General features: G+C 65.2%; 15 protein-coding genes and 1 tRNA gene. 7 read left to right on the forward strand and 9 right to left on the reverse strand.

Annotation, left to right across the window (positions count from 1 at the left end; genetic code table 11):
- The first annotated feature begins 81 nt into the window (after positions 1-81).
- On the forward strand, positions 82-1032 hold the full coding sequence (locus AAGT95_RS20640; protein WP_110598526.1) for a LysR substrate-binding domain-containing protein: 951 nt from the start codon (positions 82-84) through the stop codon (positions 1030-1032).
- Between the two features lie 272 nt (positions 1033-1304).
- On the opposite strand, the gene AAGT95_RS20645 is transcribed toward AAGT95_RS20640, so the two are convergent.
- From AAGT95_RS20645 to AAGT95_RS20665, 5 genes are all read right to left on the reverse strand, one after another.
- Positions 1305-1381 (reverse strand) — tRNA-Arg (locus AAGT95_RS20645).
- A 149-nt stretch (positions 1382-1530) separates the two neighbouring features.
- Positions 1531-2214: a metal-binding protein ZinT gene (locus tag AAGT95_RS20650; RefSeq protein WP_342595002.1), complete on the reverse strand. Its 684-nt coding sequence runs from the start codon at positions 2212-2214 to the stop codon at positions 1531-1533.
- A 197-nt stretch (positions 2215-2411) separates the two neighbouring features.
- On the reverse strand, positions 2412-3218 hold the full coding sequence (locus AAGT95_RS20655) for a tRNA-uridine aminocarboxypropyltransferase (RefSeq protein ID WP_342595003.1): 807 nt from the start codon (positions 3216-3218) through the stop codon (positions 2412-2414).
- Between the two features lie 148 nt (positions 3219-3366).
- The gene (locus tag AAGT95_RS20660; protein WP_342596558.1) at positions 3367-4326 is read right to left on the reverse strand and encodes a bile acid:sodium symporter family protein; all 960 of its coding nucleotides are present in this window, start codon (positions 4324-4326) and stop codon (positions 3367-3369) included.
- A 199-nt stretch (positions 4327-4525) separates the two neighbouring features.
- Complete coding sequence (locus tag AAGT95_RS20665; RefSeq protein ID WP_342595004.1) at positions 4526-5254, reverse strand: NAD-dependent deacylase; 729 nt, start codon at positions 5252-5254, stop codon at positions 4526-4528.
- Between the two features lie 181 nt (positions 5255-5435).
- On the opposite strand from AAGT95_RS20665, the gene AAGT95_RS20670 reads away from it, so the two are divergent.
- From AAGT95_RS20670 to AAGT95_RS20690, 5 genes are all read left to right on the forward strand, one after another.
- Positions 5436-6254, forward strand: coding sequence for a pseudouridine synthase (locus AAGT95_RS20670; RefSeq protein ID WP_342595005.1), 819 nt, complete (start codon positions 5436-5438; stop codon positions 6252-6254).
- 10 nt (positions 6255-6264) lie between these two features.
- Positions 6265-7197 carry a tRNA cyclic N6-threonylcarbamoyladenosine(37) synthase TcdA gene (gene tcdA / locus AAGT95_RS20675; protein WP_342595006.1) on the forward strand — a complete coding sequence of 311 codons (933 nt, stop codon included), beginning with the start codon at positions 6265-6267 and terminating at the stop codon, positions 7195-7197.
- Entirely contained in the window at positions 7190-7420 is a 231-nt protein-coding gene (locus AAGT95_RS20680) for a DUF1653 domain-containing protein (protein WP_110708287.1), read from the forward strand. Before tcdA ends, AAGT95_RS20680 begins: the two co-directional genes overlap by 8 nt.
- Before the next feature lie 161 nt (positions 7421-7581).
- The gene (gene purE / locus AAGT95_RS20685; protein ID WP_110598534.1) at positions 7582-8088 is read left to right on the forward strand and encodes a 5-(carboxyamino)imidazole ribonucleotide mutase; all 507 of its coding nucleotides are present in this window, start codon (positions 7582-7584) and stop codon (positions 8086-8088) included.
- Entirely contained in the window at positions 8085-9176 is a 1092-nt protein-coding gene (locus AAGT95_RS20690) for a 5-(carboxyamino)imidazole ribonucleotide synthase (protein ID WP_342595007.1), read from the forward strand. Before purE ends, AAGT95_RS20690 begins: the two co-directional genes overlap by 4 nt.
- 153 nt (positions 9177-9329) lie before the next feature.
- Here AAGT95_RS20690 and bfr read toward each other — a convergent pair whose 3' ends face one another.
- The 4 genes from bfr to lptF form a co-directional block, all read right to left on the reverse strand.
- On the reverse strand, positions 9330-9812 hold the full coding sequence (bfr, locus tag AAGT95_RS20695; RefSeq protein ID WP_110598536.1) for a bacterioferritin: 483 nt from the start codon (positions 9810-9812) through the stop codon (positions 9330-9332).
- A 301-nt stretch (positions 9813-10113) separates the two neighbouring features.
- Complete coding sequence (locus AAGT95_RS20700) at positions 10114-10317, reverse strand: (2Fe-2S)-binding protein (protein ID WP_110598537.1); 204 nt, start codon at positions 10315-10317, stop codon at positions 10114-10116.
- A 298-nt stretch (positions 10318-10615) separates the two neighbouring features.
- Positions 10616-11680 (reverse strand): LPS export ABC transporter permease LptG, encoded by a 1065-nt coding sequence (gene lptG, locus AAGT95_RS20705; RefSeq protein WP_342595008.1) that lies wholly within the window; start codon positions 11678-11680, stop codon positions 10616-10618.
- Positions 11680-12759, reverse strand: coding sequence for an LPS export ABC transporter permease LptF (gene lptF, locus AAGT95_RS20710; RefSeq protein ID WP_110598539.1), 1080 nt, complete (start codon positions 12757-12759; stop codon positions 11680-11682). The genes lptG and lptF overlap by 1 nt, the downstream gene beginning before the upstream one ends.
- Before the next feature lie 356 nt (positions 12760-13115).
- On the opposite strand from lptF, the gene AAGT95_RS20715 reads away from it, so the two are divergent.
- The gene (locus AAGT95_RS20715) at positions 13116-14633 is read left to right on the forward strand and encodes a leucyl aminopeptidase (RefSeq protein WP_342595009.1); all 1518 of its coding nucleotides are present in this window, start codon (positions 13116-13118) and stop codon (positions 14631-14633) included.
- Positions 14634-14640 lie beyond the last annotated feature (7 nt).

The following is a 14640-nucleotide window of genomic DNA, read 5'->3' on the forward strand; positions in this document are numbered from 1 at the left end:
GAATCCGATCGAAGTGGACCATTTGCCGCCTGGGCCGCCAAGCGATTATCTTGCAGGGCCAGACTCAGGAAAACTCAACTCATGAAGATCGAACGCCTGCCTCTCAATGGCCTGCGTGCCTTTGCAGCAGCCTCTCGCGAGGGCAGCTTCAAGGTGGCGGCAGACCGACTTGGAGTCACGCCTGGGGCGGTCAGCCGTCAGATCAAGCAGCTCGAGGAGCGTCTGGCGGTGACGCTGTTCGAGCGCCATGCCAACGGTGTCAGAACCACGGCCGCCGGAAGACGCCTCGCCGAGGATGTCGATGCCGGTCTGGCCCGTATCGCGGCCGGCATGGAAGCGATCGCCAATATCACGCCTGACATCACTCGCCTGCTGCTCAGCGCACCGCCCTCTTTCACCCAGCTGTGGCTGCTGCCACGGTTGGCCGATTTCGAACTCCGTCATCGCCAACTGGAGATTTCGATCGACGCCAGCCAGGCGCTCAGCGAACCCAGTTGGCACGATACGGACGCCCGTCTGGCGCTGCGCTACGGCCGGCCTCCCTGGCCCGGCGTCAGTACGCTGCCACTGTTCGGGGATGTACTGGTCCCGGTCTGCTCGCCGACATTGCTCGACCACCGGCCCATCGAACAGCCACACGACCTGCTGGCACACACCCTGTTCGATGTCTGCTGGTCGACGTCGGGGAGTGGCGGCTTTCCGAACTGGAGAGACTGGTTTGCCGCGGCGGGCCTGGCCGGGCAGCCGCTTCCAACCTTGCGTCACTACTCGCTGTATGGCCTCGCTCTGGATCAGGTCATCGCCGGTCGCGGCCTGATCCTCGCCAGCCTGCCGGTGGTAGCGGATCGCCTGGTCAGCGGCATCCTGACCTGCCCGTTCGGCGATCGATGGATGCTGCCGTCTCCGTTCCGGTATGAGCTGGTCATTCCCGACAACGGCAAGCCACCGGAAGGTATTCGCGAGTTCATCGATTGGCTGCTCGACGAGGCCCGTCAGTTCAGCCTGACCACCCCCGGCATGCCGGAGCCGTAAGTCACCTGTATGCGCTTGGTGGCTTGCACCGGCCACGCCTGCCTCGCCCAAGGTTTCAGCTTCGGGGTACAGACCGGGTTTCTCGATCCGGCGGGCGGCCAGTGACGTCCTGGTATCGCGCTCGAGTGCGAACAGGCGGTAGAGCACACGCGATACCACGAGGTTACCGCATGAACCGGAAATGACGAGGAACGGCGGGAAAGAGAGCGTCTCGAATATCGCTGCATGTCGGCAGCTCGCGAGAGAAGTCGTCGACGAGGAAGATGAGGAACTGGCGCCCGAAGCAGGACTCGAACCTGCAACCCACGGCTTCGAAGGCCGGTACTCTATCCAATTGAGCTATTCGGGCGCACGGCGCAGAAGATAACATTGCTCGGGCCTCCGATGCGAGTGCGACGGAGGCCCGAATCGGCGATTAGGCTTTGTCTGAAAAGTCGGCGAGCGAAGAACCGGTTTTTAACGCAATGGGGTTGAGCGCAGCCAGTCTTCGGACAGCGCTTAGTGCGCCATCATCTCTTCGGCGATCTCCTTGCCGCTCAGGTCGGAGGGATAGTAGGTCGGCCAGTTGGTGACCTCCTCGAGCAGTGCTTCTCGGTCGTCGCCCATGTAGAGGTGGTAGTGGTCCGCATCGTTGGGCGCGATGGTGTGGTCGCTGAACTGGAAGTATTTCGGCGCTTCCTCGTCGCCGGCTTCTCGCTCGAAGATGTAGCGCACGCCTCGATTGCCGGCTTCATAGGTCAGGATCTCATAGCCGTCGTAGACGTACTCGCCAGTATGCGCCTCGTCCCCTTCGTAGAAGGTGACATCGTCGCCGTCGATGACGATCCGATTTACGTCGGTCTGGTAGCCCTTCTCGTAGTAGGCCTTGTATTCGGCCGCCGTCTTGTCGCCATGCGCTGCCTTGTGAGCGAACACCGGGTCGAGGGTGCCGTCCTGCAGGTAGGGATAGACGGACTGCCAGTCCCCTTCCCAGTCGGAGAGCTGTCGATCCTCGACCTGGTCGTCGTCGAAGTAGCCGGCGTTGACGTCCTTGTCCTGGCCGTGGTCATGGGCATGGTCGTGGTCATGGCCATGGCCATGGCCATGATCGTGGTCGTGATCCGCCATGACCGCGGAATAGCTCCCCATCGCCAATACGCCGACGACCACCACACCCGCGCTGTGCGCTGACAACAATTTCATGAAGTGACTCTCTCTTGTGAACAGACGAAGATCGAAAACGCCATTGAACAATACGTTATATCATAACACTACATCAAATATGACGAACGCTTGCAGACGGCGCCGCTAGAGAGGATGCGTGACGCATGGGGTTCGGCGCTGGCCTCGCGTCGGTCGCTATTCCGGGCGCGAGGCGCGCTGGCAGACAGCGGACGGGATCAGACGTAGCTGACGCCGAAGGCCCGTCGGTCGAGCAGCCGCTGCATGGCGGCATTGGGCTTTTCGATCTTGTGATAGAAGCGGCTTGCGGCGTAGCTTTCGTTGAAGGCGTCGAAGTAGTCGTCGAGCACGTTGGCGGCGTTGACGTCGCCGGTCTTGCGCAGCAGCTCGGCGGCGACCTCGGCGGTGCAGAGATGCGCGGCCGAGGCCGGCTTGCGAAGCCGATAGCGGGTCAGACGATCCGTATGGAGCGGCAATACCGGCAGGTTTTCCAGATACGGGCTCTTGCGGAAGATGCGCCGCGCCTGACGCCAGGTCCCGTCGAGCAGGATGAACACGGGGATGAAGCCGTCCTGCTTGGCGCCGACCACCGCCCGCTCGTCGACCACGCGATGCTGATAGTCGGGCTGGTCGTCGGGGAAGACCACGAACGGCACGTAGCGCCGATCCGCCAGCAACTCGAGCAGGCGCGCCTCCGGGGCGGTGCGATACCAGGTGAAGGTCTCGGTCTGCGGCAATACGTCGGCGATCAGTCGGCCGGTATTGGTGGGCTTGTTGTGCTCGTAGGGATGAGTCAGCAGCCATACCTGGGCGTCGCTGGTCGCCGTCACCCGGTAGGGGCAGAGGCAATTGAGCGCTGGCAGACGACAGCCCTCGCAGCGCTCGACGAAGCTGCCGCGGGCCTTGAACTCGCGACGCGGCGGGAGCGCTTCTCCGGCCGCCGGTTCACGACGGGGGGCGGCGTTCGGCGCGTCATTCTCGCTCGGCGACCGATTGTCGGTCGTCAGGTCGGCATCGTTACGCATGGCTCGGCGGTCTCTGCACAAAAAAGCGGGGCGCGCATTCTAGCACTTCGCCCCGCTGGCTCGGACCCGCAATCGAGGAAAGATCTGTATCAATCCCTCAGAGGGTGTCTACAAAATCCCTGCGCTCGGCGGATTTGTAAACACCCTCTCAGCGGCCGAGGCTCTCGCTCGTCTTGCCCGATTCACCGTGGGCGGGAACGCCGCGCTGCTTCCAGTATCCCGCCAGCACCGAGCCGGAAACGTTGTGCCAGACCGAGAACAGTGCTCCCGGCAGCGCCGCGCCGGCGGTGAAGAACTGGTTGGCGAGGGTGACCGCCAGCCCGGAATTCTGCAGTCCCACCTCGAAGGCGATGGTGCGCGCGGTACGGATATCGAAGCCCAGCGCGCGGCTCAGCCAGTAGCCACCGGCGAGGCCGATGCTGTTGTGGGCGATGACGGCGATCGCCACGATCGGCCCCAGCGTTGCCAGGTTGCCGGCGTTGAGCGCGACCACGATGGCGATGATCAGCACGATGGCGGCCATGGCCAGCGTCGCCAGGGCCGACTCGATCTTGCGGATCCGTGCCCCCAGCAGATGGTGGACGACGACCCCCAGCGCAATCGGCGCGATCACCAGTTGCGCGATGCTCATCAGCATGCCCAGAACCGGCACGTCGATGGTCTGGCCGACCAGCAGCCAGGTGATGAACGGCGTGGCGACGACCGAGATCACGGTGGAAACCATGGTCATCGAGACCGACAGCGCCACCTGGCCGCCGGCGAGCCAGGTCATCACGTTGGAGGAGGTGCCCCCGGCGGTGGCGCCGACCAGGATCATCCCGGTGGTCAGCTCCGGGCTCAGGCCCAGCACACGGGACACCAGCAGCGCGGCCACCGGCATGATCAGGAACTGCAGCACCACGCCGACGGCGATCGGCTTGGGCGCCTTGATCACGCGGGCGAAGTCCTCGCGGGTCAGGGTCAGGCCCATGGCGAACATGATCACCACGAGCAGCGTCTTGATATCCGCTTTCAGCCCGACGAACAGCTGCGGCTCGAAGGCGGCGATGACGGCCAGCAAGACGGCCCAGACCGGGAACAACCGGTTGATGCGTTCAAACATGATGATGTGTCCTAGCGATGGTGTGACTCGCCGATGGGGCAAGCCGGGGCCGCTCGAGCGGCTCTGTCGGGATCGATACGAAAAGAAGCCACGGTTTCGATATCGACCGGGCGCGCTATTCTGCCGTACCGCGAGCCGTGACTAAATAGGCAAAAGGCGGCAGATGCCGCGGTTTCCCGCCCCCGGTCGGCAAGCCGCTGGGGATTCAGTCGCCGAAACCGCCCTGCTCTCGCCACCGTGCCGCCAGCGCCGGCACGCCCTGGCTGGCCGGTTCCGCAACGGGGCTGACGCCGGGCGGCGCCAGGTCGCGGGCGTGGGGATCGACCAGCCAGCACGGCGCCTCCAGCGGGGCCTGTTCCAGCAGCAGCGCCGCCGGCATCACCGCCAGCGAGGTGCCGACCACCAGCAGCGCATCGGCCTCGGCGACGATATCGCAGGCTTCGGCGTAGCGCGGCACCGCCTCGCCGAACCAGACCACGTCCGGGCGCAACTGGCTGCCCTTGTCGCACAGATCGCCGATCGCGATGGTGCCTCGGGGCGAGATCTCCTCCACCGGATAGCGCAGATTGGCATCGACGGACGAGCGCGCCAACCGAATCTCGCCGTGCAGGTGCAGTACGTGGCGGGAACCGGCGCGCTCGTGCAGGTCGTCGATATTCTGGGTGACCACGCTGACCCGAAACCCCGCCGCCTCGAGCTCGGCCAGTGCCAGGTGGGCGGCGTTGGGGCGCGCCCGGCGGGTCTGCTCGCGGCGCTCGTCGTAGAAGCGCAGCACGGTTTCCGGGTCACGCGCCCAGGCTTCGGGCGTTGCCACATCCTCGACACGATGGTTTTCCCACAGGCCGTCGCCGTCGCGGAAGGTTCTGAGGCCGCTCTCGGCGCTGATGCCGGCACCGGTCAGCACCACCAGATGGGGTTTGGTGTGATCACTCATGACGCCGTACGCCTCCCTTCGGGCTGGAACTTCAGCGAGGCTAGCATGGGATGGCGCCGCGGACATCCGCCGCCGGCAAAAGCCACGCGGCCCTCGCTCCTGGGCAGCGGTCGACGGGCCCCTTGAGATACCCCGGCCCAGCCCCGACAATAGCGACCCGTTCCGCTTTGCGAGCCGTTTCATGACCGCGACACTTGCCACGACCGCGCGCCCGGCGCCGCTGGCGGTGATCTACCGCGATGCGCGGCTGATCGCCGTGGCCAAACCGCCGGGGATGCTGGTGCATCGCACGGCGCTGGCCCGCGGCGAAACCCGGTTCGTGATGCAGACGCTGCGCGACCAGCTCGGCCAGCACGTCTATCCGGTCCACCGGCTGGACCGACCCACCGGAGGCATACTGCTGTTCGCGCTGGACAGCGAGGCAGCCGCGGCATTGACGCGCTCCTTCATCGAGCAGCAGGTGACCAAGCGCTATCTGGCCGTGGTTCGCGGCTGGGGGCCGGAAGCGATCAGCATCGACGCCCCGCTGCGTGAGGAGGATGGAATCCGACCCAAGGCGGAGATGCCGGCGCAGGCGGCGCTGACCCATTTCCGGCGCCTGGCGACGGCAGAACTTCCGGTGGCGATCGACCGCTATCCGCAGTCGCGCTACTCGCTGATGGAAGCGCGGCCGGAAACGGGGCGTCGCCACCAGATCCGTCGCCATCTGGCGCGCTGCGGTCACCCGATCATCAACGACGCCAAGCACGGCAAGGGCACCCACAACCGCTACTTCCGCGATCACCTGGATTGTCCGCATCTGCTGTTGTCCAGCGTACAATTGACGCTGACACACCCGTTCGAGGGTCGCCGACTGACGCTGGAAGCGGCCCCTGACGACCATTTCTCCGCCCTGCTCGTCCGGTTCGGCTGGCAGGCGCACCTGACACGAAACGACGCCCAGTGGCAGACGCCCGGCGAAAGCATGACGCCAGCCGAACCGAGCGATGCCCTTTCATGATCGAGATCCCATGAGCGACGACGCCAAGACTCTTCAGGACGCCCCCGAATCCGGCGACGACGGCCTGCGTGACGACTACGATTTCCGCTTCGGCGGTATTCGGCGCCTCTACGGCACCCGTGCGGCCAGCGCCTTTCGTCGCGCCCACGTGGTGGTGATCGGCGTGGGCGGTGTCGGCAGCTGGAGTGCCGAGGCGCTGGCGCGCTCCGGTATCGGCAAGCTCACCCTGATCGACCTGGACGATGTCTGCGTCTCCAACGTCAATCGCCAGCTCCACGCCCTGGACGGCCAGATCGGCAAGCCCAAGGTGGCGGTGCTGGCCGAGCGCTGCCGCGCGATCTGGCCGGGCATCGAGGTGGTCGCCGAGGAAGCCTTCATCACCCCGACCAACCTCGCCGAACGCATCCCCGCCGACGCCGACCACGTGATCGACGCCATCGATCACGTCGGCGCCAAGGCGGCGCTGATCCACTACTGCAACCGCCACAAGTTGCCGATCACCGTGACCGGCGGCGCCGGCGGCCAGAGCGATCCGACCCGCGTGCGGGTCGCCGATCTCACCCGTACCGAACACGACCCGCTGCTGGCCAAGGTGCGCTCGAAGCTGCGCCGGGATTTCGGCTTCTCGCGCAACCCCAAGCGTCGCTTCGGCGTCGAGTGCGTCTATTCGGACGAGCAGCTCGTCTATCCCGGCGAGGATGGCGAGGTCTGCCTGCAGAAGCCTGCGCCGGGTGAATCCACGCGGCTCGACTGCGCCGCCGGCTTCGGCGCGGTCAGCGTGGTCACCGGCACCTTCGGCTTCGTGGCGGCCGGGCGCGTGCTGACCCGGCTCGCCGCCAGGGCGGAACGCTCTGCCGCCCCGGCGGAGGCGCTAGCGTCGACGGAGACGACCCGCACATCGGCAGAACCGTCAATCGACACCCAGGAGGCCCCCCATGAGTGAACATCACAAGCCGGTCCCGGGCATCTACCGTCACTACAAGGGCCAGCTCTACGAGGTACTCGACGTCGCCCAACACAGCGAGACCGAGGAGTGGCTGGTGGTCTACCGCGCGCTCTACGGCGACTACGGGCTGTGGGTGCGCCCGCTCGCCATGTTCTGCGAACAGGTCAGCGTCAGCGACGAACCGGTGGCACGCTTCGCGCTGGAGAAAGCATTCCGCTAAACGCTGCCTGAAAGATGATGGTTTCCCCGCAGGAACGATTTTACGGCTGATCGATTTTGCGTATTCCCGTACAATTCGCTGCTTTCCAAGCGACGGCCCGACGATTCCACACGGTGGTAGCCACAACGGGGGCCGGCGAATCATTTCCCACGGGAGGAAGCATGAGCGTACGCGTCGGCGTGATCATGGGTTCGAAGTCGGACTGGTCGACTCTCTGCCATACCGTCGAGACCCTCGAAAAGCTGGGTATCGAGCATGAAACCAAGGTGGTCTCCGCCCACCGCACGCCGGACCTGCTGTTCGAATACGCCGAGACCGCTGCCGACCGGGGCCTGGAAGTGATCATCGCCGGCGCCGGCGGCGCGGCCCATCTGCCGGGCATGTGCGCCGCCAAGACGCGCCTGCCGGTGCTGGGCGTGCCGGTGAAGTCGAGCACGCTCTCCGGGGTCGACTCGCTGCTCTCCATCGTCCAGATGCCGGCCGGCATTCCCACCGCGACGCTGGCGATCGGCCGCGCCGGGGCGATCAACGCCGCCCTACTCGCCGCCGCCATGCTGGCCAACCACGACGAGCGCATCCGCGAGGCGCTGGAGGCCTTTCGCGCCGAACAGACGCAACAGGTGCTCGACAACCCCGATCCTCGACCCGCAGATCAGGAGCCCTCATGAGAATCGGTATCGTCGGCGGCGGCCAGCTCGGCCGCATGCTCGCCCAGGCGGGCGCGCCACTGGATCTTCGCTTCACCTTCCTCGACCCCGGCAGCGAGCCGTGTGCCGCCGTCCACGGCCAGCACCTGCAGGCCGACTGGCAGGACCCGGAGGCGTTGAACACGCTGACCGCCAGCTGTGACGCCATCACCTTCGAATTCGAGAACGTGCCGGCCGAGGCGGTCGAACGGCTGGCCGAGCGCCGTCCCGCCTATCCGCCCGCCTCGGCGCTGGCCACGGCAAGGGATCGCTGGCTCGAGAAGTCGCTGTTCCGTTCGCTGGATATCGACGTGCCGCCCATCGCCCGGATCGACAGCCAGGCCGACCTCGATACCGCAGTGGCCGAGATCGGCCTGCCGGTGGTGATCAAGACCCGAACCCTGGGCTACGACGGCAAGGGCCAGAAGGTGCTGCGCGCGCCGGAAGAGGTCGCCGGCACCTTCGATGAACTCGGCGGCGTGCCGTTGATCCTCGAGGGTTTCATCGACTTCGACCATGAGATCTCGGTGATTGCCGTGCGCGGCCGCGACGGCGAGATCCGCCACTGGCCGGTGGTGCGCAACGCGCATCGCCAGGGCATCCTGCACTGCTCGGTGCCGCAGATCGCGCATCCGCTGCAGGCCCAGGCCGAGGACTACGCCAGCCGGGTCATGAACGAGCTCGATTATGTCGGGGTGATGGCGTTCGAGTTCTTCGTCACCGCCGCCGGGCTGCTCGCCAACGAGATCGCACCCCGGGTCCACAACTCCGGCCACTGGAGTATCGAGGGCGCGGTGACCAGCCAGTTCGAGAACCACCTCCGCGCCGTCGCCGGCCTGCCACTGGGCGAGACCGCCCGCCTGGCACCGTGCGCGATGCTCAACGTGATCGGCGCCTTCCCGGAGCGCGACGCCGTGCTCGCCGTGCCCGGCACCCGCTGGCACGACTACGGCAAGGCGCCCCGATCGGGCCGCAAAATCGGCCATGTGACGGTGCTGGCCGCGGACGACGAGACGCTCAAGAAGCGTATCGAGGCGGTCGAGGCGCTGCTGGTCAACGACCTGGGCTAGCCTCTGCTAGGGCGGCGGGCGCTCGCGACACTCACGCCAGCCGCCGCGCCCTTGCCCGCAGCCAAGGCGTGAGCAGGCAGAATGAAAAAGGCCCCGCTGTCGGTGACAGCGGGGCCTTCTCGTTGCAGCGTGCGCCTGGTCAGGCGCGGCGCCTCACTCCTTGTCCGTCGTGAACATGTGCTTCTGCAGGTAGTTCTGGATGCCGACCTTGTCGATCAGGCCCAGTTCCGCCTCGAGCTTGTCGATGTGCTCTTCTTCGTCGTCGAGAATCTTGATGAACAGATCGCGGCTGACGTAGTCACGCACGGATTCGCAGTAGGGAATCGCTTCCTGCAGGTCGGCGCGCGCCTTGTGCTCGATCTTGAGGTCGCTCTCGAGCATCTCCTGACAGTTCTCGCCGATGTTGAGCTTGCCCAGGTCCTGCAGGTTGGGGATGCCTTCCAGGAACAGGATGCGCTCGATCAGCTTGTCGGCGTGCTGCATCTCTTCGATGGACTCTTCGTACTCCCACTTGGCCAGCACGCTGAGTCCCCAGTCCTTGTACATCTTGCTGTGCAGGAAGTACTGGTTGATCGCGACCAGCTCGTTGCCGAGCACGGTGTTGAGATAGGTGATGACCTTGGCGTCGCCTTTCATTGTCGTGTTCTCCTCATGGTGTCTCTGGAATGGGGAGGCACGTTCTGGCTACGCACTCCCGTCGAATCCACGCCACCCGGCCGGGCGGCATCGATCCAGTGACGGCAGTATCACCCATGCGATCCAGAAATTACAACCATTACAGTAGGTTACGACAATATCTCATCTGCAAGCCGTTGGCAGATGGGAACGCGGCTGATAACGACTCGCGCTATCGCGGAGCCATCGCCAGCACGGCGTGATGAGGGAAATCGGTTGGTAATCAAGCAGAAGCGGCAGCCACGGGAGGTGCCAGTCGCGCTCAGACCGCGTAGGCGAGATCTGGATCCATCGCCATTTCCTGGCTGATCGCCTCGCGCATCACGCTCTTGCCGGTGCAGGCGCACTTGCCGCACTGGCCGGCACAACCGGTGCTCTCGCGAACTTCACGCCAGCTGCGGGCGCCGTCAGCAACGGCATTTTCGATATCGCGGTCAGTGACCCCTACACAGAGACAGACGTACACGGGCAAACCTCACTGGTAACGTGATAGCAAATGTAAATGATTCGCATAGGCAATTTCAACCCGTAATCGAAATCATCTCGCCAGACATTACTCGAGGCTGACTTAACGCAACCTGAAGCCGCCGACGCTCGCCATCCACGCTCTCCCCCGCCCCCCGTACCCCTGAATCCGCCGCCGCTGGCGATAGTCCCCGAACGCAAGAACGCCGCGCCCTTTCGGGTCGCGGCGTCCTGTGATTCATCCTGATCACGATGTCTGCAGGAGTCTGTCTTACGAGCCAGCGAGCGAGGAGTGGCTCTCAGCCGGTACGGCGCAAAAGCCAGAACCCCAGCAGGTAGCAGGCCGCCGTCGGCACCACTACCGCCAGCGAAGGCGAGAAGCCGAACAGCACCGACGCCGGCGCCAGCAGGTCCTGAAGATACTTGAAGGTCAGGCCGACGATCACGCCATAGAAGATACGCGTCCCCGCGGCCACGCTGCGCAGCGGACCAAACACGAACGAGGCCGCCAGCAGCACCAGGCCGGCCAGCGTCACCGGCAGCAGGCTCTTCTGCCAGAAGTAGAGCAGTGGCTGCGTGGCCTCCTGCCCCTGCACTCGCAGATAGTCGGCATATCGCCAGAGACTGGTGATGGGCTGGCTGCCCAGGGGGCGCAGCAGGCGGTTCAACTGCGCCGGCGTCAGCGCCGTGTCCCAGCTCTCGCTGGGCAGTGTCTCGGCACGCGTCGCGCCATCTTCGAAATGGGTGATCCTGACATCCTCCAGCGTCCAGGCGTCGCCATCCCATACCGCTCGCGCTGCCTGGGTGGCATCGACCAGGCGCTGGCCATCGAAGTGGTACCTGGTGACGTTGATCAGGGTATCGTCGGCGCGAATGGTGCCGAAGCGGTAGAAGTCATCCCCCTCACGCTGCCAGCCACCGCGATGCGACAGCACGGCCTCCGAGCCTTCGGACTGCTCCAGCCGCCACGCCTCGGCGTGCTGCTCGGTCGCCGGGCTGACGAACTCGCCTATCGCCATGGTCAGCAGGATCACCAGTACCAGCGGCTTGAGCACGCCCAGCAGGATTCGCCCCAGTGAACGGCCCGAGGCACGCATCACCGTCAGCTCGTTGTTGGATGCCATGCCACCGAGACCGACCAGCGCGCCGATCAGCACCGCAACGGGGGCGTATTCGTAGAAACGCCAGGGCAGCCGCATGACCAGGTAGATCAGCACATCCAGCGCGGTGTAACCGCCCGAGACGTCCCCCAGGTCGTTGATGTAGGAGATCACCAGGTCCAGGCCCAGCACCATGACCTGAACCACCAGCATCGCGCCGAGCACGTTGCGGGCGATATAACGGTCGAGACGATCGATCAACATCAGCGGCCCCCCCGTGCCTGGTCACGACGGATCAGGAAAAGCCCCAGCGCCAGGTAGACCAGATGGATCGGCCACATGCCGATACTGGGCGGCAAGCTGCCCCGTGCGATCGCGTCCTGTGCCGCCAGCAGCAGGCTGAGGTAGCTGATGTGCAGGAAGATCGCCGGCAGCAGCTTGGCGAAGCGCCCCTGGCGCGGGTTGACCCGCGCCAGCGGCAGCGCCAGCAGGGTCAGGATGGGAATCATCAGCGGCATGGAGATACGCCACTGCAGTTGCGCCATGGACTCGTCGTCGCCGTCGGCGATCAGCTCCGGCGTGCTCATCAGCTCGCTGTCGACATCGACCTCGCCGGTATCGTCGGTCGCCAGACGAACGCCGTAGCTGCCGAACTTCAGTCTTTCCGCGACCGGGCTGCCGGGCTCGACGCTGTAGCGCTGGCCATTCTCGAGTACCAAGTAGCGGCTGCCGGTATCCGGATCGGTGGTCTGGTAGCCACCCTCGGCCCGCGTCACCACCTGCTGCGGCGAACCGTTGCCGCCGGTCTGGCGCTCGCTGATGAAGACATTCTGCATGCGTGACCGGTCATCGTTGAGAGACTGGGTGTAGGCGGTACGGTCATTGCCGAAATCCTGGAATCGACCCGGCGTCAGCAGCGAGAAATCGAGCTGACTCTGTTGCTCGTCGATCAGGCGCTCGTTGTGAGCGGCACCCGCCGGTGTCAGCCACAGGCTGCAAAGCCCGACCAGCACCGCGATCAGCGCCGCCGGCAGCAGGGTGACCTGCAACAGCCGATTGGGACTGATGCCGCAGGCGACCAGCACGGTGATCTCGCTGTTCAGATAGAGCTGGCCGTAGGCGAGCAGAATCGCGAGGAAGAACGACAGCGGTAGCACCAGCTCGAGGAAGCTGGGCATATGGAACAGCATCAGCGTGCCCAGCGCGCTGAGCGGCAGTTCGCCCTGGGCCGCGTCGGTGAAATAGCGAATGAAGCGACTGCCCATGATCACCAGCAACAGCACGCCGGCCACCGCCGACATGGTCAGCAGAATCTCGCGTGTCAAATAACGGGATACAATCAACTTCGACTCCTGATTTGGCTTCCTGCCGCAGCTCGACCCTGCGCTCGGACTGGACGACCCAGGCCATCGGACTTGCTGCCGGGAAAACGGTCGCTGCCCGCCACTACGTCCCGAGAATACGAATCACCGATACGTCTTGTGCAACGCGCTTCGGCTTTGCGTAAACTGGCCCATCGATGGGCCATTCATCGGCGGCGATGGGTTTGGCTGCTCGAGAACGTTCGCGATGGCGTTCCCGACTGACTGTCACTGCCGCGCACCTTCACCCGGCGCCATTATCCTGAATCACCGCTCGCTTGTCTCGTTGCCGACAGGCATGTGACGTGAAGCCAGCGCAATCGTTCATTGGAGACGACATGGAATTTTCCGTACTGACCGTCAATCCGGCCAAGGTCGAGACAGCCTGCCTCGTGGTGCCGCTATTTCAGGATGGCGAACTGCTGTCTGTCGCGGCCAAGCTGGATGACGCCAGCGAGCGCTTGATCGCACAGCTCATCGAGCGCGGCGATTTCACCCCGGAGCTGGCCAATGTCCAACTGATTCCTTTCGCGCCGGGGCTGGCCGCCGAGCGACTGCTGCTGGTCGGTCTGGGCAAGCGCGACGCCTTCAATGAAGGTGCCCTGCGCAAGGCGCTGGATGGCGCCTTCACCGCGCTCGCCAAACTGCCGGTGGATAGCGCCGCGGTGGCCTTCGCCGACGCCGAGGTCGAGGATCGCGATGCCGCCTGGAACGCGCAGATGACGCTGGAGGCCGCCACTCGCGCCGTCTACCGCTTCACCGAGTGCAAATCCACCCAGCCGACCCTGCCGCAGTTGGCCACGATCGAACTGCTGGTCTCGGAGGCCAACCAGGCCGATGGCGCCAAGGCCGGCGCCCGCGTCGGCGCGGCCCTGGGCGATGGCGTCAACCTCGCGCGCACGCTGGGCAACCTGCCCGGCAATATCTGCACCCCGAGCTATCTCGCCGGCCAGGCCGAGACGCTGGCGGGGGAATCCGCCGGTTCGCTGACGGTGGAGATTCTCGACGAAGCCGAACTGGAGGCGCTGGGCGCCCACTCGCTGCTGGCGGTCGGCCGCGGCAGCGCGGAACCCTCGAAGCTGATCGTGATGAAGTATCAGGGCGCCGAGGACCCCGAGGAGTCGCCCCACGTTCTGGTCGGCAAGGGCATCACCTTCGATACCGGCGGCATCTCGCTGAAGCCCGGCGCCGGCATGGACGAGATGAAGTTCGACATGTGCGGCGCCGCCAGCGTGTTCGGCGCCATGAAGAGCGTGATCGCGCTGAAGCCGAAGCTCAACGTGGTGGCGATCGTCGCCAGCGCCGAGAACATGCCGGACGGCCGCGCGATCAAGCCAGGCGATATCGTCACCACGCTCAAGGGGCTGACCGTCGAGATTCTCAATACCGACGCCGAAGGCCGGCTGGTGCTGTGTGACGCCCTGACCTATGCCGAGCGTTTCACGCCGGCCAGCGTCGTCGACATCGCCACGCTCACCGGTGCCTGCGTCATTGCTCTGGGCGATCACGCCAGTGGCCTGTTTTCCAACGATGACGATCTCGCGCTGGACCTGCTCGAGGCCGGCGAGGCTTCCTGGGATCGGGCCTGGCACATGCCACTGTGGGACGACTACCAGCAGCAGCTCGAGTCCAACTTCGCCGACCTCGCCAATATCGGCGGCCGTCCGGCTGGCAGCATCACCGCAGCCTGCTTCCTGTCACGTTTCGCCGACAGCTACCCGTGGGCGCATCTCGACATCGCAGGCACCGCCTGGGACAGCGGCAAGCAGAAAGGCGCCACCGGCAGGCCCGTGGGTCTGCTGACCCGCTACCTGCTGGATCGCGAGAGCGAACGGGTGATAACGCAGGAGGCGTAATGCCGAA

This window comes from Salinicola lusitanus (genome assembly GCF_038648475.1).
GTDB lineage: Bacteria > Pseudomonadota > Gammaproteobacteria > Pseudomonadales > Halomonadaceae > Salinicola > Salinicola lusitanus.